The sequence below is a fragment of the Actinomycetospora endophytica genome (assembly GCF_021026375.1).
GTDB classification, from domain to species: domain Bacteria; phylum Actinomycetota; class Actinomycetes; order Mycobacteriales; family Pseudonocardiaceae; genus Actinomycetospora; species Actinomycetospora endophytica.
In genome coordinates this window covers 427,421-449,613 of record NZ_JAJNDB010000001.1, presented here as the reverse complement: position 1 = coordinate 449,613, position 22,193 = coordinate 427,421, and the positions used below count along the sequence as shown (strand labels likewise).

Here is a 22,193-nt window from a genome sequence, read left to right as displayed (position 1 = left end):
GTTGATCACGCCGAGCGCGGCACTGGCGCGGATCGCCCGGGCATGATCACGACGTCGGGAGCGACACGCGCAAGATGTGCCGCGACACGCTCCCGAACTCGTGATCTCCGATGAGGGAGCGCCGGCGGCAGTTCGCGGGTGTCGCGCTCGGCGATCCCTAGCGCTTCTCGACTGCCTGGCGAGTCGGGGGTGAACCGGGTCGAGCCCTGGTCGGTGCCGCGCTCGAGAAGATCGACTGCCTAGCAGGACCGACGGAGACCGCACGAGTTCCACGTCCACCCCGGCCGGCCGACGACCCCGGCGGACGAGACGGCCCGCTGTCACGGCGTACGCCTCGACGCCCGGCCACGGACGCCGTCGCCGGGAAATCCGCTGGTCGGCGCCTGACGAGGGGCGCACGCTCCGGCGATGACGACACCGCTGCGGCCCGCGATCACCTTGCGGCGCCTCGACCCCGGCGACGCGGACGACGTCGCCGCGGTCGTCGCGGCCGCCGTCACCGGGGCGCTGCCGGGGGAGGTGATGCCGCCCGACGGCGCGCCCGACCCGGACGACTGGACCCTGGCCCGCGAGCGCGCCCACGCGCGCTACCTGCGGGCACGGCCGGCGGACGAGTGCGCCTGGCTCGTCGTGGAGGGGACCGTGGGCGGCGGGGCGATCGTCGGGCTCGCGTGGTTGGGCGGGCACGGGACGGCGACCCTCGAGGCCGGGGTGTGGCTCGTGCGGGCGGCGCGGGGCCGGGGCGTCGGGATGACGGTGCTCGGGGAACTGGTGACGGGCGGAGACGGGACCGGCAGCCGTCGTCGGGAGCGGTCGGCGGCTGCATCGTCGGGGAGCGGTGGCGCCCCGGGAGGTTGCCGAGTGGCGGGTCGACGCTGACCGCGTGCTGGTGCTGGACCGATCGGTCCGCTACGGTGGTCGACGAGGAGGTCGATCGCCATGGCACGCACGCCCGCACCGGGAACGCGCGAGCGGATCCTCGGTGTCGCGTCCCGGCTGTTCTACGACCACGGGGTCCGCGCGGTCGGGATGAACCGGATCATCACCGAGGCCGGGACCGGCAAGAACCTGCTCTACCAGCACTTTCCCGCCAAGTCGGACCTCGTCGCCGCCTACCTCGAGGGTGCTCGCGAGCGCCGGGCCGAGGCGGCGCGTCGCGTGCTCGAGGACGCCGGGGACGACCCGCGGGAGCAGCTCGTGGCGATGGTCGCCGAGGTCGCCACGACGGTGCGGCATCCCCGGTTCCGCGGATGCGCGTTCCGCAACTACCTCGCGGAGTTCCCGGAGGACTCCGGGGAGCCGGGTTCCGACGACGGGACGGCGCCGGCCGCCGTCGCGCACGCCCAGCTCGCCGAGACCCGGGCCGCGATCGCGGAGCGGGTCGCGCGCCTCGACGTCGCCGACCCCGACCGGCTGGTCGAGCAGCTCTGGCTGATCGTCGACGGGCTCTACCTGCAGGCGGCCTACCGCGACCGCCTCGACGACCGTCTCGACCCCGCCGCCGACGCCGCGGTCGATCTCGCCCGCCGTCTCGTGGGCGCCTGATCCCGGTGCCCTCCTCGTTCTCGCGCGTACAACGGGACCGATCGGTCCGCCTCAGCGAAGGAGCCCCATGAGCACCGCCCGCCCCGGCGCCGTCCTGCTCGTCACCTCGGCCGCGGCGTTCCTGTCGAGCCTCGACCTGTTCATCGTCAACATCGCGTTCCCCGACATCCGCGCCGACTTCCCGGGCACCGACCTCGGCCAGATGTCGTGGATCCTCAACGGCTACACCGTGGTGTTCGCGGCGTTCCTGGCGCTGGCGGGCCGGCTCGCGGACCGCTTCGGGCACAAGCAGGTGTTCCTCACCGGGCTCGCGGTGTTCGCGCTGGCCTCGGCCGCGTGTGCCGCCGCACCGGGTGTCTGGCTGCTCGTCGCGGCGCGGGCGGTGCAGGCGGTCGGCGCGGCGCTGGTGATGCCGACGTCGCTGTCGTTGCTGCTCGCGGCCTATCCCGCCGAGCGGCGCACCCGGGCGGTCGGGGCCTGGGCGTCGATCGGGGCGGTCGCCGCCGCGCTCGGCCCGCCGCTGGGCGGGCTGCTCGTCGAGATCTCCTGGCACTGGGTGTTCCTGGTCAACGTGCCCGTCGGGATCGTCGCGTTCGTCGCCGGGCTGCGGGTGCTGCGTGACCCGGACGTCGCCCGGACCGGCATGCCGGACCTCCTCGGTGCGCTCGGGATCGTCGTCGGGGTGGGGGCGCTCGCGTTCGCGCTGGTGCGCACGCCGGACTCCGGCTGGGGCGGGCCTGAGGTGCTCGTCGGGTTCGCGGTCGCCGTCGTCGGGCTCGTCCTCGTGGTGCTGCGTTCGCGCCGCCACCCGGTCCCCGCACTCGACCTCGCCGTGCTGCGTGTGCCGGTCGTCGCGCTCGCGGCGCTGGTCATGGTCGCGTTCACCACCGGGTTCGCCGGGATGCTCGTCGTCAACGTCCTCTACCTGACCGGCACCTGGGGCTGGTCGCCGCAGCTCGCGGGGCTCGGGCTGGCGGCGGGGCCGCTCGTCGTCGTGGTGGTGTCACGGCTGGCCGGGCACCTGTCGGGGCGGTTCGGGATCGGGCCGGTCGCGTTCGTCGGCACGCTCGCGTTCGCGGCGGGCCCGACGTGGTGGCTGACCCACCTCGGCCTCACGCCCGACTACCTCGGCGGCATGCTGCCCGGCCAGCTGCTGACCGGGCTCGGGGTGGGGCTGATCCTGCCGACGCTGTCCTCGGTGGTCGGGTCCGCGCTGCCCGCGGCGAGCTGGGGGCCGGGCTCGTCGCTGATCAACACCGCGCGGCAGGTCGGGTCGGTGCTCGGCGTGGCCCTACTGGTCTCGGTGATCGGCGCGCACACCACCGGCCTGCCCTCGGAGTTCGGCTCGGTCCGGGCCGGGTGGGAGCTGCTGGCCGGGGCGGCCCTCGTCGCGGCGGTGATCGCGCTGGGGCTCTCGGTGGTCGAGCGCCGGCGGAGGGGGCGCGGCGCGGTCGTCGAGGACCTGACGGGCGCTGACGACGACGAGGTGGTGGTCGAGGTCGAGCGCGACGTCCGGGCCGCCGTCGTCCGCGGGGTGGTGCGCGACGCGGGCGGACTCGCCGTCCCGGGCGCCGTCGCGACCCTCATCGACGCGGCCGGCGCCCAGCTGGGCCGCGCCCGGACCGACGCCGACGGCGGGTTCGAGGCCGCCCTGGACCCGGCGCGGGTGGGGCCGGGTGAGCACGTGATCGTGCTGGTCAGCGCGCCGGAGCACCATCCGCGCGCCCACCGGGTGCCGGTCGACGGCGGTGCGGCGCTCGACCTGGCCCTCGTCCGGCGGGATGCGGCCGCGGCGGCGTGACGGCGCTCAGAGGATCAGCCGCATCCGGGACTCCATGACCTCGGAGCGACCCGGGACCGGTTGCTGCTCGCCGGTGGACTCGAAGCCGAGCCGGTCGTAGAGCCCGAGGGCGCGGTGGTTGCCGTCGACGACCCAGAGCGCCAGCGTCTGCGCGCCCTCGCGCCGGGCCCAGGCCATGACCGCGGCCACCAGGAGATCCGAGAGCCCCCGGCCGCGGAAGTCGGGTTCGACCCACATGCCCACCAGGTGGCGCCCGTCGTCGTCCTGCGGCTCGGGGATGCCACAGGCGAGGCCGACCGCGTGGCCGTCGGCGCGGGCGAGGAACCAGGCGTTCGTCGTGACGCGGCGCTTCCACTCGGCGTCGTCGAACGCCTCCTCCTGCTCGCGGGAGGCGGCGAAGGCCTCCGGGGCGTCGGCGAGCGCGCGGAGGCGGACGTCGCGGGCCTCCTCCGTGTCGTCCGCGCCGGCCCGGACCACCTCGATGTCGGCCACGTCGGTGAGGGTGCCATCAGCGGGGGATCCCGCCCCGCCCGCCCTGGGGCAGCGGGTGGCACAGGTGGGCCGTTCACCACCACGTCCGGGTGAGGCGTCACGATGGTGGGGTCCGCGCCACGGTCGGGAACCGGCCGCGGCCCGGCGGCGACGTGCAGGGCGACCGGACGAGAGCGTCGCGCGACGACGAGGAGACGACGACCATGGCCGAGCACGGCAGGGCAGCGGGCGGACGGCACGCGGCGCCCGGAGAGCCTCGGCAGGCGCCCGGCACGACGGCGACGGTGGGAACCCCGAGCGGCGCGGCCCCGACGGGCACCGTCCGGCCCGGCACCGCCCCGGCCGGACCGGGCCTCGCCGGCAGCGCCTCGCTGGGCGCCGCCGCACCCGCAGCCGCCTCGCCGGGCACCGCCGCTCCCGGAGCCGCCTCGCCCGACACCGCCGCCGCCCCGCCGACCGCGCCGATTCCCGGCACCGGAGCACGGTCCAGGTCGACCCGACCCGTCGTCGGGACCCCGGAACCGACCGTCACCACGTCCGCCGTCGGGACCCCCGAGGACGACGAGGCCCCGGACGACGTCGACGACCTGGGCGCCCCGGTCCGCGGCACCGGCTGGGTGCTGCTCATCGGCGGTCTGGTCGGCGCGGTCGTCGCGCTGGTCCTGCTCATCGAGAAGCTCGACCTGCTCGCCAACCCGGACTACATCCCGAGCTGCTCGATCGACCCGGTGCTCTCCTGCGGGACGATCATGAAGACCGCGCAGGCGTCCGTGCTCGGCTTCCCGAACCCGGTGATCGGGCTGCTGACGTTCCCGGTGGTCGCGGCGTGCGGCGCGTTCGTCCTGTCGGGCGCCGAGCTGCCGCGGTGGGTGTGGTGGGCGCTGGAGGCCGGCTCGTTCGTGGGCGTGCTGTTCATCCACTGGCTGATCGTGCAGAGCCTCGTCACGATCCATGCGCTGTGCCCGTACTGCATGGTCGCGTGGGTCGCCGTGATCGCGATCTTCTGGTTCACGACGATGCACAACCTGCGCGAGGGCAACCTCGGCGGCGAGCCCGCGGGCGACACGCTCGCCCGCCGCCACGGGTGGGGTCTCGGCGCCTGGTACCTGCTGGTGATCGTGGCGATCGTCGCCTCGTTCCCGTCCTACTTCGGCGCGATGGTCGGCCTGGCCTGAGGTCGTCTCCGGCGGCCTGAGAGCTCTCAGGGGGAGCCTGCTCCGATCGGGCCAGTGCGCCGACCGCTCGTCGGGCGCGTGGCACCGGTCGACGGGTGGGCACGGGGCGGTCCTCAGCTCCGACGGGTGCGGTGCCCGGCACTGCCTACCGTCAGCGCGCCCCGGACCCCGTCTCCCCAGGAGCCCGCGCCGATGACGGCCACCTCCTCCCTGTCGTCCCCGTCGGCGGCCCGCGTCACCGAGCTCGCGGTCACCGGCATGACGTGCGGCGCCTGCACGTCACGGATCGAGCGCCGGCTCGGCAAGCTCGAGGGCGTCACCGCCGAGGTGAACCTCGCGACCGGCCGCGCCCGCGTCACCCACGACGGCGACCCCGACGCGATCGTCCGCGTCGTCGAGAAGCTCGGCTTCGGAGCGTCGGTGGTGACGACGGGTGCCGCCGGGTCGGTCTCGAGCGCGTCGCCGGCGGTTCCGACCGCGGCCCCGGCCGTTCCGCACGAGGGGAACCCTCGGCCGCTAGAACATGCCGAGGGTTCCCCTGGTGCCGACATCCCGGCGCCGCGCTCCCCGCACGAGGGGAAGCTCCCGTCGCTAGAGGCTCATGAGGGTTCCCCTCGTGCGGGGAAGGGCGACGACGAGCCGAACCCCGACCACGACCCCGAGGTCTCCGACCTGCGCTACCGCGCCATGGTCTGCCTCGCGCTGAGCCTGCCGGTGATCGTCGTCGCGATGAACTCGCTCTGGCAGTTCCGCTACTGGCAGTGGGCCTCGCTGGCGCTGGCCGCGCCGGTGGTCTTCTGGGGTGGCTGGCGGTTCCACCGGGCCGCGTGGAACCACCTGCGGCACCGGTCGCTGACGATGGACACCCTGGTGTCGGTCGGGGTGCTCTCCGCGTTCGGTTGGTCGGTCGGGACGCTGTTCTTCGGCGAGGCCGGGCTCGGCGGGGTGCGGCACGGGCTCTCGCTGATCCCCGCCCCCGACGAGTGGGGCGGCACCCGGACGATCTACCTCGAGGCGGCGTGCGCGATCGTCACCGCCGTCCTCATCGGGCGCTACATCGAGCTCCGGGGCCGGCGCCGGGCGATGACCGCGGGCGGAGCGGGTGCCGACGAGCGGGCCACCCCCGACGCCGTCCTGATCGTCGCCGACCGCGCGCTGCGCGTGGCCGTCGGGAACGTCCGGGTGGGCGACCACGTGATCGTCGGCGCCGGCGACACCGTGCCCGTCGACGGCGTGATCACCGACGGCGCCGCCGCGCTCGATGTCGCCGCCATGACCGGCGAGTCGGTGCCCGTCGAGGTCGCCGCGGGCACCCGCGTGCTCGCCGGGACGCGCTGCGCCACCGGCCGGGTCGTGGTCCGCGCGACGGAGGTCGGCGCCGACACCCAGTGGGCGCGCCTGACCAAGCGGGTGCAGGACGCCCAGCTCGGCAAGGCCTCGGTCCAGCGGCTCGCCGACCGGATCGCCGGGCGCTTCGTCCCGGTCGTGCTCGTGCTCGCCGCCTACACGTTCGGCTTCTGGTGGTTCGCCGACGCCGACGCGGGCTTCGCGATCGCCGCCGCCATGGCCGTGCTCGTCGTGGCCTGCCCGTGCGCGCTCGGCCTCGCGACCCCGACGGCGCTCGCGGTGGCCGCCGGCCGCGGCCGCAAGCTGGGGATCCTGCTGCGTGGCCCGCAGGTGCTCGAGACCTCGAAGAAGGTCAGCACCGTCGTGCTCGACAAGACCGGGACCGTGACGACGGGCCGGATGGGGCTGCGCTCGGTGGCCCACGCCGAGGGCGTCGCGGACGAGGCCGTGTGGCGCCGGGTCGTGGCGCTGGAGACCGATGTGGACCACCCGGTCGCGCGGGCGCTCGTCGAGGCGGCCACGGCGGCGGCCGGGGTGACCTCGGCCGGGTCGGCCACCGCCACCGACGTCGAGGTCGTCGACGGGCTCGGCGTCCGCGGCGTCGTCGACGGGACCACGGCCGTCCTCGGGCGGCGTCGTCTGGTGGAGGACGAGGGCGTCGAGCTGCCCGCCGACCTCGACCGCGCCCACCGCGACGCCGAGGCCGCGGGCGCCACCGCCGTCGTGCTGGCCTGGGCCGACGACGACGGCGTCCTCGCCGCCCGCGCCGTGCTCGCCGTCGGCGACACCGTCCGTCCGACCTCGGCCGAGGCGGTCGCCCGGATGAAGCAGATGGGCCTGCGCCCGATGCTGCTGACCGGCGACAACGCGGCCGCGGCGCACGCGGTGGCCGCCGAGGTCGGGATCGCCCCGGAGGACGTCGTCGCCGAGGTGCTGCCCACCGAGAAGGCCGATGTCATCGACCGGCTGAGCCGTGAGGGCAAGGTCGTCGCGATGGTCGGCGACGGCGTCAACGACGCGGCCGCGCTGGCCCGCGCCGACCTCGGCCTCGCGATGGGCGGCGGCTCCGCGCTCGCTGTCGACGCCGGGGACCTGACGCTGGTCGGCGACGACCTGCGCGGCGTCACCGACGCCCTGCGCCTGGCCCGGCGGACGCTCTCGACGATCCGCGGGAACCTGTTCTGGGCGTTCGTCTACAACGTGGCCATGCTGCCGCTGGCCGCGTTCGGGCTCCTCAACCCGATGCTCGCCGGCGCCGTCATGGGGATCTCGAGCATCTTCGTCGTCGGGAACAGCCTGCGCCTGCGGCGGTTCCAGCCGCAGACGTAGGTGCGGCTCAGTCCTGCGCGTCCCGCAGGGCCAGCACGACGCGCATCACGCGCTCGACCGCCGCGTCGAACACGGCCCCGCGGAGCTCGCCCCGGTCGGCCAGATTCTGCGCGGCGAACTCGAGCGTCCGCTCCGGCCCGACCCGTCGGACCAGCAGCGCCGCGATCTCCTCCAGATCGAGGCCCGGGTGGTCCAGGCGCGTCAGGGCGAACTCGACGATCAGCTCCTCGTCCCGCACGGCGACCTCCCTCGCGGACCACAGTAGTCCGCGGGGGAGGTCCCGAATCAAGATCCGGGACGGGTTCTCAGGTCCCGGTCTGCGACGGGTGCGGGCGGGGGACCGAGCAGGTCATCGGGTAGCCGCGGCCCTCGTAGTCGAACCCGTCGAGGGCGAGCTCCGGGCGGTCCGGGTCGACCGGCGAGGCGTAGTACGCGCGGATCTCCGAGATCAGGCCGGAGTCGCGGTCGAACACGTACCACTCGTCGCCGCGCAGGAGCGTGCCGCCCGCGGTCTTGAAGTGGCTCCACTCGATGACCGCCTGGCCGCTCGCCGGATCGGTGAGGACCCGGTCGATCGTCCACGCCGAGCCGAGCGTCGCGACCCGGTGCGCCCAGTTCGCGGCGATGGTGTCCGCCCCGCGCCAGGCCCCGCCGTACATCCCGGGCGGGAAGTAGTGCACCGCGTCCGGGGTGAAGCAGGCGACCATGCCCGCGATGTCGGCGTCGTTGCACCCGTCGAAGTAGCGACGGATCAGCGACTCCATGTGCTCGGCGGACAGCATCGACTCAGCACTCCCCTCGGGTCGGGCGCCGACGAGTCTCGTGGCTGCGACGCCGTCGCGCGAGCGGTCAGGGGGTGTCGGACACCAGCTTGTCGAGGCGGGTGTCGCCGGGCTGGAGCAGCGCACCGTCGAGGACCAGGGTCGGGGTGCCGAAGCCGCTCGAGCCCTGGCGCACCAGCTTCGGGTCGTGGGCGGCCTGCCCGAAGTTCGCGGCGATGTCCTTCGCGTGGGCCCCGCTGCGCACGCAGGGCTCGAAGCCGGGCCCCGCGCCGAGGCGCTTGCCGAGGTCGACGATCTGGTCGGCGGTCCAGGCGGTGCCGCCCTCGTCGGGCTGCGCGGTGTAGAGGCTCACGTGCATGTCGGGGAAGATCCCGTTCTCGGCGGCGCACATCATCGCGTTGCCGCCCAGCGTCGAGTAGCCGGCGGGCTGGGAGCGCTGGTCGAGCATGTTGAGCAGGTGGTAGCGGATCCGCATGGAGCCGTCCGCGGCCGCCTTGGCCAGCCGGGCGCCGCCGCGCGACTCGAGGGCCTGGCACGCCGGGCACAGGGCGTCCTCGTAGACGTCCAGTGTGTGCGGCGGGGCCTTCTTGCCCGCCGGCCCCACGGTGACGACGCCGCCGTCGACCTTGGCCGGGAACTGCACCGCGGCCCGGGTGATCGGGATCGGGCCGGTGGTCGAGGACCCGCCGGAGGCGTCCGCGTCGTCGCCCTTGCTGAAGAGCGTGCTGCCGATGACGATCGCCAGCACGCCGACCACGAGGATGCCGACGACCAGGGGCGTCCGGGAGCCGATACTGCGGCTGGACTTCACGGCCGAGCGCTTGCCCATGGGTGCCTCCCCGACGGCGGTGGTGACCTCTGTGGGTTCAACGCGCCGGGGCGGTGGACGGGAGCGTGTCCTGCGGGGTGCGGTCGCCGCGTGTCGCCCAGCGGCACGCCGGTGAGCCGTCCGGCCCCGAACGGGTGACCAGCGGCAGTTCCCCTGCTCAGGGCCGGGGACGCGGGTGGCTCAGGGCCGGCGGCGGGCCAGGTCCGCGAGCATCGCGTTGTAGGCCGCGAGATCCGCGTCGCCGTCGCGGTCCGCGTGGCGGTCGTGACGGGCGCCCTCGCGGTCGTCGTGCCGGGACCACTGCACGAGCAGCACGATCACGACGAGGAGCAGCGGCGCCTCGCCCGCCGACCACGCGATCCCGCCGCCCAGGCTCTGGTCGGCGAGCAGGTTCGGCACCCACGGCAGCGCGAGGTCGCCGAAGAAGCGCTGCCCGATCACGGTGTCCGCGCCCATCACCGCGATGCCGAAGAACGCGTGGAACGGCATCGACGCGAGCAGCAGCGCGAGTCGCGCGACGTGCGGCAGCGGCCGCGGCGACCGGTCGACCCCGATGATCGGCCAGAAGAACAGGTAGCCGACGACGACGAAGTGCAGGTTCATCAGCTGGTGCGCCCAGTGGTACGGCTGCGCCGCGGCGTAGATCGGCGAGAAGTAGAGCGCGTAGAACGAGCCGACGAAGAGCACGAGCGCGACCACCGGGTGGGTCAGCACCCGCGACACCGGCGACCCGATCAGCGAGAGCAGCCACTCGCGGGGGCCGTCGAGCCCGCCGCTCGCCGGCCGGAGCGCGCGCAGGGCGAGCGTGATCGGGCCGCCGAGCACGAGCAGGATCGGCACCAGCATCGAGAGCAGCATGTGGCTGCCCATGTGCACGCTGAACATCGCCATCGCGTACTCGCCGAAGCCGCTCGTGGTGGTCCAGGCGAGCAGCACGCAGCCGGCGAGCCACGCGACGGTGCGCCCCGCCGGCCACGAGTCCCCGCGGGCGCGCAGCCGCAGCACCCCGGCCAGGTAGAGCCCGGCGAGCGCTACGCACACCAGGTCGGCCAGCACGTTCACCCGCCCGGGGCCGAGCATCGTCAGGACGGTCGGTGGCCCGGGCAGGTCGAACCCGACGAGCGTCTCCTGCGCCGACGACGGGCGCAGCAGCCCCGGCGGCAGCCCGCTCGCCGTCAGGCCCGCGACGACCGCGGCGAGACCGAGCGCGGTGAGCGTCCACCCCGCGGGCAGCCGTGAGGTGAGGAGCGGCGCCGCGGCGAGCAGCACCAGGAGAAGCATCACGGCCGCGAGACCGCCGTAGAGCGTCGTCCAGCCGTCGCGGACCAGCCAGAGGTCCACCGTCGCCAGGCCGGCGACGGCGGCCGGCGCGGCCACCAGGCCGACCCGTCGTGCCCGGGCCGCCACGACGTCGCCGTCGGGACGTCGCAACGCCCGGTGACGGTCGAGGGCCACCGTCGTGCCGAGCCAGCCGGCGAGCGCGACGGCGGCGAGGACGGCCGCGTCGGTGGCGATGTCGTGCCCGCCGCCGACGCTCGCGACGTGCCCCGTCGCGACGGGTGCGACGACCGCCAGCAGGGCCGGGACCAGCGCCCCCACCGCGGTGCGCCAGGAGAACGTCACCCGGCACATCACCGCGACGACGGCGGCCGCGACCGCCGCGACCAGGAAGCCCGCCGGTTCCTCGAGCGCCCCGACCGAGGCGAGGAAGTCCGCCGGGCTGCTGAGCACCCGCGCGTCGCCGCCGGTCCCGACGATGACCGTCAACGGCACGACGACCGACGCGGCGAGCGCCCACAGGGCGGCCGCCGTCCCGGCCCGCCGGACCGCCGCGTACCCGTCGGCGGAGAGCCCGCGGGCCGCGGTGCGCCCCGGCAGCACGACCGCCGCGGCCACCAGGCTCCCGACGGTCAGGCCGGCGGCGAGCAGCACGACCGCCCGCACCAGCGGCACCGCGACGCGCAGTCCCTCCGACGGCGGGCTCACGCCCAGCGCGCGGTAGGGCGCGTCGCCCCACGCCCCGACGACGAGCACCACCGCGACGACGGCGACCACGGTCGCGGCGGTGGCCACGACCAGGCGGAGCGCGGTGCGGGGCCGGGCGGGTTCGGGGGGAGCGGGGTGTTCGGCCGGGGGTGCGGCGGTGCTCATGCAGCCTCTCGGCGGGCGGGACGGTCACGGGCCACGGGGCCCAGGTGGTCGCGCGAGGCCGGCGCGGGCGGGGCCGTGGCCGGGCCCGGCTCGGGGCCGGCCTCCGGCTCGGCGAGGGCGCGGGGTGCCGGGCTCGGCCCCCGGGCCGGCCCGGTGCGCGACACGACCAGGGCGAGCGCGAAGCCCAGGAGCAGCACGGCGTGCGTCGCGACCCGGTCGGGCTCCACCCGGCCGGCCGCGAGGTCGAGCCCGGACAGCACCCCGAGCACGACGATGAACGCCCCCAGCGCCGGGAGCAGCCCGGCGAGGTGGCGGGTCCAGTACGCGCCGGCGACGAAGGCCGCACCGAGCGCCAGGTTCCAGGCGGCCGTCTCGTGGCTCATGTGGGCCATGTCCGCGCCGCCGAGCATCGTGCCGCCGTGCCCGGCGACGCCGATCAGCGACAGCGCCCCGAGGACGATCTGCGCGACACCGACGGCGACGAGCGCCACCCGCGCCGCGAGCCGCCGGCGCCGCGGTCGCGGGGCCGCGGGCAGGACCCGGGCGACGAGGTCCGGGCCGGCCTCGGCGGGGGCGGTGCGGGTCAGGCGGGTGACGACGGCGGCCTGCTCCCGCCAGTGGGTGCAGGCCGGGCAGGCTCCGAGGTGGGTGAGGACGGCCGGGCGACGCGCGGGATCGGCCTCACCGTCGAGCTCCGCCGAGAGCTCCTCGCGGCAGGCGGCGCAGTCCAGGGTCCCCATGCTGGTCAGGTCGCGCGCGGGGTCGTCGGAGTTCCCGACGACCCCGAGCCGCCGTCGGTCCGCGTCACGGCTCACGGCTCACCGCCTCCGGGTTCTCGGCGCCCGCCCCCAGGGCCTCGACGAGGTCGGCCCGCGCCCGGGCCACCCGGGAGCGCACGGTGCCGATCGGGCAGCCCGCGACCACCGCCGCCTCGGCGTACCCGAGGCCGAGCATCTGCGTCAGGACGAACGCTTCACGCCGGTCGGGCGGGAGGGCGTCCACGGCCAGGCGCAGCGCGATCCCCTCCGCGACGTCCCCGGGCCGGGTTCCGGTCAGCGGCTCGTCGCCGTCCTGGATCGGGGCGGGGTCGACGGGGCGGCGGGCGCGACGGCGCAGGTGGTCGGCCGCCACGCGCCGCGCGATGGCCAGCAGCCAGGTACGCGCCGGCGCCTCGGCGCGGAACCGGCGCAGCGAGCCGAAGGCCCGCTCGTAGGTCTCCTGGGCGAGGTCGGCGGCGACCCCGTGGTCGGCGAGGTGGACCAGCAGCCGCCACACCTGCTGCTGGGTGAGCTCGACGAAGCGTGCCGCGGCCGCCCGGTCACCGTCGCGCGCGGCCAGCGCGGCGTCGGTGATGACGGCGTCGTCCATCGGCTGGCTGGTCCTCCGCTCCCGGGGATCGTCGACCGACGACCCGCCGTCGAACAGTCTCCCCGGGGACCCCGCCCCGGGGCGAGCGGCCCCGGGTGGTCGTCGTCACGGGCTTCCCCGCGGTTCCCGAAGATGAGAGAAATGGGGGGACACCTCAGGTCGCGCCGTTTCGTGGGCCGGCCCTCGTACGGTCGTCGGAGGCTCTAGCGCTCCCCGACGCTTCCTGGAGGCCTTGACCATGGTCGACGGCTGGTTCGGCATGACGGTCGTGACCGTCTTCGTCCTCACGACCGCCCTCTGTGCGGTCTCGCTGGCCACGCACGGCCCACGGCGCGGTCGCCGGGTCGCGGCGGCGGAGGCGAACCACGTCGTCATGGGCGTGGCCATGATCCTCATGGCGACGCCCGCGACGGCGGGTCTGGTCCCGCCGGTGGCCGGCGCTGTCCTCTTCGGCGCCGCGGGGGTCGGGTGGCTCGTGACGCTGGTCGCCGCCCGGGTGCGCTCCGAGCCGCTCGGGTCGGCCGTGGGGCTCGACCGCTGCACCGCACACCCGGCGCACCTGCTCCTGGTCGACGCGGCGATGCTCGTGATGTACCTGGCGATGGTGCCGGCGGCGGCCCCGAGCGCGGCGCCGTCGATGGCGGGCATGCCGGGGATGGACATGCCGGGGATGGACATGTCGAGCGGGCCGGGCGGGGAGCACGCGGGGCACGCGACGACCTCGCCGACGCTGCTGATCGCCGCGGCGGTGCTGGCGCTCTACCTGGTGGTCCACGCCGTCGCGACGATCGCCGTCGTCGTGCGGCGGTCGCATGGTGGGGCGCCGGAAGCCGCGGACGCACCGGCCGTCGGGACCCCGGAGCCGTCCGAGGGCGGCGGTGTCGCGGTGGCAGCTCCGGCGGTGCCGCGGGCGGTGGCGGTGCTCGCGCACGGCCCGGTGCAGCTCATCGGTCAGGCGGGGATGAGCCTGGCGATGGCGGCGATGCTGTTCCTGATCTAGGTGCGCTCCCGCGCTTGTGAGCACTAATTGACGCCAGGGCATCAATTTGTGCTCACAAGCGCGGAGCGCACCTATGGCCGTACACCACCAGCGTGAGATCGGGGCGTTCCGCGGGGTGCAGGACGGTGTGCGTGAGCGTGACCTCCCCGAGCTCCGGGTGACGGATCCGCTTGCGACCCGAGCGGTCGTCGCGGACGTCCTGCCGTGACCACCACGCGGCCGCGTCCGGCGAGTCCCGCCGCAGGGTCTCGACGACGGCGGCGACCCGGGCGTCGTCGGGATGGCGGGCGGTCGCCGCGCGCAGCCGGGCGAGCACCCCGCGGGCGACCTCCTCGCGATCCACGAGCACCTCGTCGGCGCGGGGGTCGGTGAACACCCACAGCGCGACGTTGCCGGGCGTCCCCGTCATGCCCGCGAAGAGCTTGCGGGCGGCGTCGTTGATCGCGAGCACGTCGAAGCTCGCGGCCGTGACGTAGGCGGGCCGGTCGCCGAGAGCGTCGACGAGGTCCGCGAGACCCGGGTCGACGGTCTCCGGGCCGGGTTCCGGGGCCGCGGGCTCGAGGCCGCCGAGGCGCAGCAGGTGGTCGCGCTCGTCGCCGGTGAGGGACAGTGCGCCGGCGAGCGCGTCGAGGACCTGCGCCGACGGTCGGACGTCGCGGCCCTGCTCGAGGAACGTGTACCAGCTCGTGCTCACCCCGGAGATGAGCGCGAGCTCCTCGCGACGCAGCCCGGGCGTGCGGCGGCGTCCGCCGGGCGGGAGGCCGACCTCGGACGGGGAGATCCGCTCGCGGCGGCTCCGCAGGAAGGCGCCCAGCTCGGCGGTCGTCACGAGTACCACCAATACCAGGATGAGCGCGCTCTGGATACCAGGCTGAGCGCCTTCGAGAGTGGGTGCCATGCGTGCATGGACACTCGAACGCCCCGGCGACGGTCTGCGACTCTCCGAGCTCGACGAGCCGACGGTCCGCCCCGGCGGCGTGCTGCTGGAGATCCTCGCGGCGCACGTGCCCGCCTACACCGACGTCGTCGCCGCCGGCCCTCGCGGTCGGGTCCCGACCCCGCTCGTGCTCGGGGCGGGCGGCGTGGGCCGGGTGCTGGCCGTCGCCGACGACGTCCTGGGGCTGGCCAAGGGTGACGTCGTCGCGCACACCGTGCTGCTGTCGTCCGGGGACGTGGCCGATCCGCAGGAGGTGCTGGTCGGCTGGACCGGGATCGGCGGGCGCGGTGAGGTCACCCCGACCGTGACCGCGATGCAGGACCGCTGGCGCGACGGGACCTTCGCTGAGCGGGTGGTGGCGCCGAAGGAGACGCTGGTCCGCCTGCCCGGCGCGGAGGGGGTGCCCCCGGAGCGGTTGGCGCTGCTGGGCTGGTTCGCGATCGCCGCGGAGGGGCTGGGGCGTTCGGGCACGACGGCGGGCGACGCGGTCGCCGTCCTCGGCGCCACCGGGCAGCTCGGCGGCGCTGGAGTGCGGCTCGCGCTGGCCGGGTGCGCGTCGCGGGTCGTCGCGGTGGGGCGCAACGAGGCCGTGCTGGACCGGCTGGCGGCGCTCGACCCGCGGGTGCATCCGGTGCCGCTGACCGACCGGGCCGGGACGGCGGCCGGGATCACCGCGGGCGGGGAGGTCGACGTGGTGCTCGACGCGCTCGGGGCGGTCTCCTCGCCCGACCCCACGCTCGCCGGCTACGACGCGCTGCGTCCGGGCGGGACGATGGTGCTGATCGGCGGGGTGCGCCAGGACCTCGCACTGCCCTACGGCGATCTCATGCACCGCCGCCTCACCCTGCGCGGGTCCTGGATGTTCCCGCCCGCGACGCTGCTGCGGGTCTGGCGGACGGTGCTGGGCGGGGCGCTCGACCTGGGCTCGGTGGCGGTCCGGACCGTCGGGCTCGACGATCCCGCCGGGGCGCTGGAGCTCGCGGCGGAGACCGGCGGGGAGGCGTTCGTCGTCCTGGCGCCGTAGGTGCCCTCCGGGCTCGTGAGCAGTAATTGACGCCCTGGCATCAATTAGTGCTCACGGGCGCGCAGCGCACCTACCGAGCTCGCGCTGCGCCGATCGGCCCAACGGAGCAGTCTCTCGATCATGTCGACACCCCGGCTGGTCACCGTCGGACTCCTGCTCGCCGTCGGTGTCCTCGCGGGCTGCTCGACGAACCCGACCCCGACGGCCGCCGTCCCCAGCGCCGCCCCCGCCCCGACCAGCGCCTCGACCTCGGCCTCCCCGACGACGACCGCCTCCTCCGCACAGGCCGCCCCGGACAAGGGCAAGTGCCGGCTCACCGACCTGCGCCCCGCCGTCGGACGCACCACCGGCGAGGCCGGGCAGCGGCACACCACGATCGTCTGGACCAACGCCTCGTCGTCGACCTGCACGATGTTCGGGTACGGCGGTGTCGACCTGAAGGGCCCGCCCGACCCGCAGACCGACACCTATTCGCTGCCGCGCCAGACCTCCGAGCAGCCCGCGCCCGTCCGCCTCGCTCCCGGCGACGAGGCTCATACCGTGATCACGTGGTCGCCCAGCGGAACGACGCGCTGGACGCCCACGAAGATCCTCATCACCCCGCCCGACGAGACCCACTCCGCCGTCCTCGACTGGCCCGGCGGCGCGGTGGTCCGGCAGGACGGCGCGACCCACCCCGGCACCTATCTCGGCCCGATCCAGCGCGGCGCCGACGCCTAGCCTGCGCACCGTGCCCCACCACCCCGTCGTCGACGCGGCCGTCGAGATGACCACGCGCGACGGGGTCACCCTCGTCGCGGACGTCCACCGGCCCGCGGGCACCGGTCGGTGGCCGACGCTGCTGCACCGCACCCCCTACGACCGCACCGACCCGACGCTGGTGTCCGCGATCGTCGCCGACCCGCTCTGGCTCGCGCGCCAGGGCTTCGCGGTGGTGGTGCAGGACGTCCGCGGTCGGTTCGCCTCCGGCGGCGAGCTCGACTTCGCCGTCCAGGAGTACGACGACGGGTACGACGCCGTCGAGTGGGCCGCCGCGCAGCCGTGGAGCGACGGGCGGGTCGGGATCTACGGCTCGTCGTACCACGCGATCTCGACGTTGAACGCGGTCGCGGCCGGACCGCCGCACCTGGCCGCCGCGCTCGCGATGATCGGCGGCGCGGACATGGCGGCGACGTCGTGGCCCGGCGGGACCTTCGAGCTGGGGTTCCTCGCGCTGTACTCACTCGGGCAGACGATCGACACCATCGCCCGCCTCGACGTCGACGAGGTGGTGAAGGCCGACCTGCGACGACGGGTGGTGGCGGCCGCGTCGGACCCGGCGGCGACCGTCGCGACGCTGCCCCTGACCGGCGTCGACGTCCTCGACGACCCCGTCCTGGGCCGTGCCTGGCAGGAACGCCTCGCCCGCGGGCCGGTGTCCGACGGCTGGGACCGACGGCACGTGCACGCCGACCCGTCGCGGGTCCGGGTGCCGCTGCTGCAGGTCGCGGCCTACCGGGACTTCCTGTCGCCGTCGATGTTCCGGCTGGCGGAGGCGCTGTCCGGCAGTGCCGCCGGGCATCGCCTGGTCGCCGGGCCGTGGGCGCACGGCGGCGTCTACACCGGCCACACCGGCGCGCGGGTGCTGCCCGGGACGCCCGGCGGGGTCGGCGCGTGGGGCCCGCTGATCGCGGCGTGGTTCGACGTCCACCTGCGCGGCGGCGACGGGTCCGCCTTCCCCGCCGGGGCGCGGTGGCTCGCGGGGGAGCCGGTCCACTACTACGTCGGCGGCGAGAACCGGTGGGCGACGACGTCGTCGTGGCCGCCGCCGACCGACACGTCGACCTGGTGGCTCGACTCCGACGGGGACGCGGCCGCCGGCGGCGGGCGTCTCGTCGCGACGGTCCCCGACGGCCCGGCCGACTCCTTCGGCGCCGACCCGCGCGACCCGGCGCCCACCGTCGGCGGCGTGATGACCGCCCCGCCGCTGGGTCCCGACGGCATCCAGGACCAGCGGGTCCTCGAGGGCCGCGACGACGTGCTGATCTACACCGGCGAACCGCTCGCGGCGCCGGTCACGGTCGCCGGCGTGCCGCGGGTCGTCGTGCACCTGGAGAGCACCGCCCCCGACGCCGACGTGTGCGTGACCCTCGCCGACGTCGAGCCCGACGGGTTCGCGGTGGCGGTGGCCGAGGGCGCGGTCCGGACGCGGTACCGGCACGGCGGCACGGCCGACTGGCTCGTCCGCGGTGAGCCGGTCGAGGTCACCGTCGCGCTGCACGACACCGCCCACACCTTCCGCACCGGGCACCGGGTGCGGGTGCAGATCGCCGGCGCGAGCTGGCCGCGCCGCAGCCGGAACCTGCACACGACGACCGTGCCCGAGCTCGGCACCCTCGACGAGGCCGTCGTCCCCCGGCACACCGTGCACCACGACGCGGCCCACCCGTCGCGCCTCGAGGTCGGCGGCTCCGGTCCGTCGAGTGGACCGCTATGACTGCACCGGGAGCCGTGACGGTCCACTCGGTGAGGTCCGGCGGATCACGAACCACTCCACGACGAGCAGGTTGACGATCCAGCTCGTCCACACCGACGCACCCGCCGCCGCGGTGATCGTCGCCGGGTCGTCGATCGAGGAACCGAGGAGCGTGAACAGCGCCAGGTAGACGACGATCCAGGCGCGGTTGACGACGATCGAGAACGTCAGCGCGACGCTGCGCAGCATCCACGCCCTGTGGTCGACGCCGCGGTCGGGCCGGCGCCGGACCTGTCCGCGGCGACGGTCCGCGAGGGGATGCAGCGCTGGGCCCGGGCCAACCGCGGCGTCTTCGCGACGCACCCGTGGACGCTGCCGCTGGTCACCGGCCCGCAGCGCATGGGTCCGGCGGAGTGCGGCTGGGCCGAGGCGTTCCTCGCGCTGCTCGACGACGCGGCGGGGGTGCCGGCCGAGCGCGCGATCGGGCTGCTGCACGTGGTCAACGCCTACGTGCGGGGGGCGTCGGTGCCGATCAGGGACCGCGCGCCGACGGCCGCCGAGGTCCGCGGCGCGGGGCGCGCGGACGAGCTCCCGCGCCTGATCGGCCTGTTGCCGTCCGACGACGGGGCGCGCGGCGGCGGGGACCGTGACGGCGGGGAGTCCGACGGTGGGGAGTCCGACGACGCGCTGTTCGAGCTCGGGCTCGCCGCGGTGGTCGACGGGTGCCTGCGTCAGGCCGGGATCGAGTAGGTGCGCTCCGCGCCTGTGAGCACTAATTGACGCCCTGACGTCAATGAGTGCTCACGAGCGCGGAGCGCACCTCGGCGCACCTGGCCGATCGGGCGACTCCGGGTCGTTGGGCCGTTCGGGAGAGTCCGGCGAGTAACTCTCACGCTGAGTGTTGATGACAGTCGGTGCCAACAACGCTGCGTGTTGCGGTTAGCCTTCCCCGGTCGTGGGGTCGGAGCCGGTGACGGCGCCGTCGGGGCCCTCGTCGTGAACCACGTCGTCGCAGGTGGATCGAGGGATCTTCCCGGGTCGACGTGTCACTGCGACCCGGACGGAGAACGCATGCGACCCCGGCTCCTGCCACCTCGATCCCACTGCTCCATCAGGACAGCGATCCTCGGGACTTCAGTCGTAGCGGTTGCGCTGAGTGTCGGAGCCTGTGGTTCGCAGGCCCCGTCGCCCCCGCCGACCGTGCGCGTCGACCGGACGGCTGTCAGCACCGGCGTGGACTCGACCGGGTCGGTGTCCTCCCTCGGCTCGTCCAACCTCGGGTTCCCGACCGCCGGGCAGCTGACCTCGGTGAGGGTGAAGGTCGGGGACCGGGTCACCGCGGGTCAGGTGCTCGCGACCGTCGACGACTTCGCCGCCCGCCGGGCGCTCCAACAGGCTCGGGCGCAGCTCGCCGGCCAGCAGGCGCAGTACGACAAGGTCGCCGACGGCACCTCCGTCGAGGGCGCGCAGAACTCGGTGAACGCGGCCGCCTCGGTCGTGTCCGCGACGAAGCGGCAGGTCGACGCGACCCTCGCCGCGGACGACGCCGCGATATCCGCCGCCCAGACCGCGCCGGCCGGAGCCGGAGCCGCGGCGGCCGGGGGAGACACCTCCGGCGGGTCCGAGGACGGCGCCACGGGTGCGGCCGCCGGTGCGGCGGGTCCAGCGACCGGTGCCATGGGCGCCGCGACCTCCGCCGCGACCTCGGCCGCCTCGACGGCGCAGTCGGTCGCCCAGGCCCGGGCCAAGCGGCAGGCCGACGCCGCGGCGGGCGACGTCCAGATCGCCGACGCGCGCCAGGGGCAGGTCACCGCCCAGAACGGCCTCGACTCGGCCGGCGCGAACCGGCCGAACGATCTCGCCGCCGCCCGCGCCGCCGTCGACGGCGCCCGCGCCCAGGTCGCCACCGCCCAGCAGAACCTGGCGAACACCACGCTGCGCGCGCCCTCGGACGGGACGATCACCGCCCTCAACGGCGCGGTGGGCGAGTTCGTCGCGGCCAGCGCGGCCACCACGCCCATCGCGCCCGGGACCGACGCCGCGATCCCGGGCGCCGCGCAGGCCGCGAACGGCGCCGCGGCCGCTGCCGCGGCGGCCGGCGGCGCCTCGCCGTCGCGCCCGGGCGGGACGCAGTTCATGGTGCTGCAGGACCTGACCCGGTTCGCCGTCGTCGTGCCGTTCCAGGAGGTCGACGCCGAGCAGATCGCCCCGCAGCAGCACGTCGACGTCTCGCTGGACGCCGTCCCCGACGGTCCCCTCGACGGGACGGTGCTCTCCGTCGCGCCGTCCGCGACCGCGATCTCCGGGAGCATCGAGTACTACGTGACCGTCGCGCTGCCGCCCGACCCGCGGATCCACGACGGGCAGTCCGCCCGGGCCACGGTGATCACCGCCGACTCGGGGCCGACGATCAGCGTCCCGAACCGGGCGCTGCACCGGCAGGGGAACGCCACCACGGTCACCGTCGTGACCTCCGACGGCCGGCAGGTCGTCACCCCGGTGACCACCGGGATCGCCGGCCCGGACCGCACCCAGATCACCGGTGGGCTCGCCGAGGGGCAGCAGGTCGTCGTCGGGGGGACGTCCTGACCGGTCAGGCGACCGGCGCGAACCAGCCGGACGGCGCGAGGGCGTCGTCGATGCGCGGCGCGTAGAGGTCGTTGACGATGCGCCCGATCAGCTCCCGGCGGCTGCGGACACCGACCTTCGCGAACACCTTCTTGAGGTGGTCCTGGACGGTGTACGCCGAGAGGTGCAGCGACCGCGCGATGTCGGCGGTGTCGACGCCCTGCAGGACCAGGGTGACGACGTCGCGCTCGCGCCCGGTGAGCCCGTAGGCCGACACCACGAGGGGAATGATCTCGGGCGCCCGGACCGCCCCCGCCCCGACCGCACGCGCCCCGCGCGAACCGCACGAACGGGTCGTTCGTCACCTTCTCAGGTGACGAACGACCCGTTCGTGCCTTTCGCGCGGGCCTTTCGCGCGCGGCCCCGAACCGCTACGCCGCGAACGCACCGGCGTGATCCCGGGCGAACGCGGCGAGATCGCGGGCCGGGCGTCCGAGCACCGTCGGGACGGCGGGGTCCACGACGGCGGCCTCACCCCGGCGGTAGTGCGCGTAGTCCTCGAGCAGGCCGTCGCGCTGCCACGCGGGCAGGACACCGTCGAGCATCGTCGCGAAGGTCTCGTCGGGCAGGTCGGCGAACTGCACGTCGCGCCCCGTCGCCGCGGAGATCGCCTCGGCCACCTCGTGGTGGCTGACCGCCGCCGGGCCGGTCAGCGTGTAGACCGCGCCCGCGTGGCCCGGCTGCGTGAGCGCGACGGCGGCGACGGCCGCGATGTCCCGGGTGTCGACCATGCTCACCCGCGCCGACCCGATCGGGGCGCCGAGCGTCCCGTGCTCCCGGACGGCGCCCGCCATCGTGAGCATCCCCTGCAGGAACAGGTTCGGCCGCAGCACCGTGACCTCCAGGTCGAGCGCGCCGACGTGGTCCTCCACCTCGGCGTGCCAGCGCAGGAAGCGCACCGGCGAGTCGGCGCGCGCCGCGTACTGCGAGAGCAGCACCAGGCGACGCACCCCCACGGCGACGGCGAGGTCCGCACACCGGATCTGGCGGTCCCGGGCCTCGGCCGACGACGGGGTGTTGAGGAAGAGCGCATCGACACCGTCGAGGGCGCGGGCGAGCGAGCTCGGATCGTCGAGATCGGCGATCACCGGCTCGACCCCCGGAGCGCGGAGAGCGTCGGCGTCGGCGGGGCGGCGGACCATCGCGCGGACGCAGACTCCCTGGCCGGCGAGCAGTCCGACGAGCTCCCGGCCGATCGTCCCGGTCGCCCCGCTCACGAGCACCGTGGTCATTGTCTCCTCCCCCGAGATCGCCGCTCTCTTGTGAGAGCACTGCTCTCTCAGCATGCTTCGGGCGACCGAGGAATGCAAGAGCAGTGCTCTCGGAAATC

22 protein-coding genes are annotated in these 22,193 nt (G+C 75.4%); 11 read left to right on the top strand and 11 right to left on the bottom strand.

The features are described 5' to 3' along the window. The first annotated feature begins 408 nt into the window (after positions 1–408). The 3 genes from LQ327_RS02200 (at position 409) to LQ327_RS02190 (ending at position 3,346) form a co-directional block, all read left to right on the top strand. Entirely contained in the window at positions 409–879 is a 471-nt protein-coding gene (locus LQ327_RS02200; RefSeq protein ID WP_230729894.1) for a GNAT family N-acetyltransferase, read from the top strand. A 60-nt stretch (positions 880–939) separates the two neighbouring features. Further along, a complete protein-coding gene (locus tag LQ327_RS02195; RefSeq protein WP_230729893.1) occupies positions 940–1,545 on the top strand; it encodes a TetR/AcrR family transcriptional regulator in 606 nt (201 codons plus the stop codon). 67 nt (positions 1,546–1,612) lie between these two features. After that, entirely contained in the window at positions 1,613–3,346 is a 1,734-nt protein-coding gene (locus tag LQ327_RS02190; RefSeq protein ID WP_230729892.1) for a DHA2 family efflux MFS transporter permease subunit, read from the top strand. 6 nt (positions 3,347–3,352) lie between these two features. Here LQ327_RS02190 and LQ327_RS02185 read toward each other — a convergent pair whose 3' ends face one another. Further along, positions 3,353–3,838 carry a GNAT family N-acetyltransferase gene (locus tag LQ327_RS02185; RefSeq protein WP_230729891.1) on the bottom strand — a complete coding sequence of 162 codons (486 nt, stop codon included), beginning with the start codon at positions 3,836–3,838 and terminating at the stop codon, positions 3,353–3,355. 89 nt (positions 3,839–3,927) lie between these two features. On the opposite strand from LQ327_RS02185, the gene LQ327_RS02180 reads away from it, so the two are divergent. Both LQ327_RS02180 and LQ327_RS02175 read left to right on the top strand, forming a co-directional pair. Beyond that, positions 3,928–5,013, top strand: a complete 1,086-nt coding sequence (locus LQ327_RS02180) for a vitamin K epoxide reductase family protein (protein ID WP_230729890.1) — start codon at positions 3,928–3,930, stop codon at positions 5,011–5,013. Positions 5,014–5,205: 192 nt separating this feature from the next. Then, on the top strand, positions 5,206–7,689 hold the full coding sequence (locus tag LQ327_RS02175) for a heavy metal translocating P-type ATPase (RefSeq protein WP_230729889.1): 2,484 nt from the start codon (positions 5,206–5,208) through the stop codon (positions 7,687–7,689). 7 nt (positions 7,690–7,696) lie between these two features. Here LQ327_RS02175 and LQ327_RS02170 read toward each other — a convergent pair whose 3' ends face one another. The 6 genes from LQ327_RS02170 to LQ327_RS02145 form a co-directional block, all read right to left on the bottom strand. After that, the gene (locus tag LQ327_RS02170) at positions 7,697–7,927 is read right to left on the bottom strand and encodes a hypothetical protein (RefSeq protein WP_230729888.1); all 231 of its coding nucleotides are present in this window, start codon (positions 7,925–7,927) and stop codon (positions 7,697–7,699) included. Between the two features lie 67 nt (positions 7,928–7,994). Further along, a complete protein-coding gene (locus LQ327_RS02165) occupies positions 7,995–8,471 on the bottom strand; it encodes a nuclear transport factor 2 family protein (RefSeq protein WP_230729887.1) in 477 nt (158 codons plus the stop codon). Positions 8,472–8,538: 67 nt separating this feature from the next. Beyond that, entirely contained in the window at positions 8,539–9,300 is a 762-nt protein-coding gene (locus LQ327_RS02160; protein WP_230729886.1) for a DsbA family protein, read from the bottom strand. 180 nt (positions 9,301–9,480) lie between these two features. Continuing rightward, positions 9,481–11,451: a cytochrome c oxidase assembly protein gene (locus LQ327_RS02155; protein WP_230729885.1), complete on the bottom strand. Its 1,971-nt coding sequence runs from the start codon at positions 11,449–11,451 to the stop codon at positions 9,481–9,483. After that, positions 11,448–12,266, bottom strand: coding sequence for a zf-HC2 domain-containing protein (locus LQ327_RS02150; protein ID WP_230729884.1), 819 nt, complete (start codon positions 12,264–12,266; stop codon positions 11,448–11,450). Before LQ327_RS02150 ends, LQ327_RS02155 begins: the two co-directional genes overlap by 4 nt. Next, positions 12,256–12,819 (bottom strand): sigma-70 family RNA polymerase sigma factor, encoded by a 564-nt coding sequence (locus tag LQ327_RS02145; RefSeq protein ID WP_230729883.1) that lies wholly within the window; start codon positions 12,817–12,819, stop codon positions 12,256–12,258. The genes LQ327_RS02150 and LQ327_RS02145 overlap by 11 nt, the downstream gene beginning before the upstream one ends. A 238-nt stretch (positions 12,820–13,057) precedes the next feature. Here LQ327_RS02145 and LQ327_RS02140 point away from each other — a divergent pair, with 238 nt between their 5' ends. Beyond that, entirely contained in the window at positions 13,058–13,819 is a 762-nt protein-coding gene (locus LQ327_RS02140) for a DUF5134 domain-containing protein (RefSeq protein WP_230732912.1), read from the top strand. A 52-nt stretch (positions 13,820–13,871) separates the two neighbouring features. Here the strand turns inward: LQ327_RS02140 and LQ327_RS02135 are convergent, their stop codons facing one another. Next, entirely contained in the window at positions 13,872–14,657 is a 786-nt protein-coding gene (locus LQ327_RS02135; RefSeq protein ID WP_230729882.1) for a helix-turn-helix transcriptional regulator, read from the bottom strand. A 58-nt stretch (positions 14,658–14,715) separates the two neighbouring features. On the opposite strand from LQ327_RS02135, the gene LQ327_RS02130 reads away from it, so the two are divergent. From LQ327_RS02130 to LQ327_RS02120, 3 genes are all read left to right on the top strand, one after another. Continuing rightward, on the top strand, positions 14,716–15,780 hold the full coding sequence (locus LQ327_RS02130) for a zinc-binding dehydrogenase (RefSeq protein ID WP_230729881.1): 1,065 nt from the start codon (positions 14,716–14,718) through the stop codon (positions 15,778–15,780). Between the two features lie 120 nt (positions 15,781–15,900). Beyond that, positions 15,901–16,500, top strand: coding sequence for a DUF4232 domain-containing protein (locus LQ327_RS02125; protein ID WP_230729880.1), 600 nt, complete (start codon positions 15,901–15,903; stop codon positions 16,498–16,500). Positions 16,501–16,510: 10 nt separating this feature from the next. Continuing rightward, entirely contained in the window at positions 16,511–18,256 is a 1,746-nt protein-coding gene (locus LQ327_RS02120) for a CocE/NonD family hydrolase (RefSeq protein ID WP_230729879.1), read from the top strand. Here the strand turns inward: LQ327_RS02120 and LQ327_RS02115 are convergent. Next, positions 18,251–18,484 carry a hypothetical protein gene (locus tag LQ327_RS02115; protein WP_230729878.1) on the bottom strand — a complete coding sequence of 78 codons (234 nt, stop codon included), beginning with the start codon at positions 18,482–18,484 and terminating at the stop codon, positions 18,251–18,253. The two genes, LQ327_RS02120 and LQ327_RS02115, sit on opposite strands and share 6 nt — an antisense overlap. A gap of 9 nt (positions 18,485–18,493) precedes the next feature. Between LQ327_RS02115 and LQ327_RS02110 the strand changes: the two genes are divergently transcribed. Together LQ327_RS02110 and LQ327_RS02105 are read left to right on the top strand one after the other, a co-directional pair. Next, positions 18,494–18,985 carry a TetR/AcrR family transcriptional regulator C-terminal domain-containing protein gene (locus tag LQ327_RS02110; protein ID WP_230729877.1) on the top strand — a complete coding sequence of 164 codons (492 nt, stop codon included), beginning with the start codon at positions 18,494–18,496 and terminating at the stop codon, positions 18,983–18,985. Between the two features lie 483 nt (positions 18,986–19,468). Then, positions 19,469–20,824 carry an efflux RND transporter periplasmic adaptor subunit gene (locus tag LQ327_RS02105; RefSeq protein ID WP_230729876.1) on the top strand — a complete coding sequence of 452 codons (1,356 nt, stop codon included), beginning with the start codon at positions 19,469–19,471 and terminating at the stop codon, positions 20,822–20,824. Between the two features lie 4 nt (positions 20,825–20,828). On the opposite strand, the gene LQ327_RS02100 is transcribed toward LQ327_RS02105, so the two are convergent. Together LQ327_RS02100 and LQ327_RS02095 are read right to left on the bottom strand one after the other, a co-directional pair. Next, positions 20,829–21,083: a helix-turn-helix domain-containing protein gene (locus LQ327_RS02100; protein WP_230729875.1), complete on the bottom strand. Its 255-nt coding sequence runs from the start codon at positions 21,081–21,083 to the stop codon at positions 20,829–20,831. Between the two features lie 151 nt (positions 21,084–21,234). Beyond that, positions 21,235–22,095 (bottom strand): SDR family oxidoreductase, encoded by an 861-nt coding sequence (locus tag LQ327_RS02095; protein WP_230729874.1) that lies wholly within the window; start codon positions 22,093–22,095, stop codon positions 21,235–21,237. Positions 22,096–22,193 lie beyond the last annotated feature (98 nt).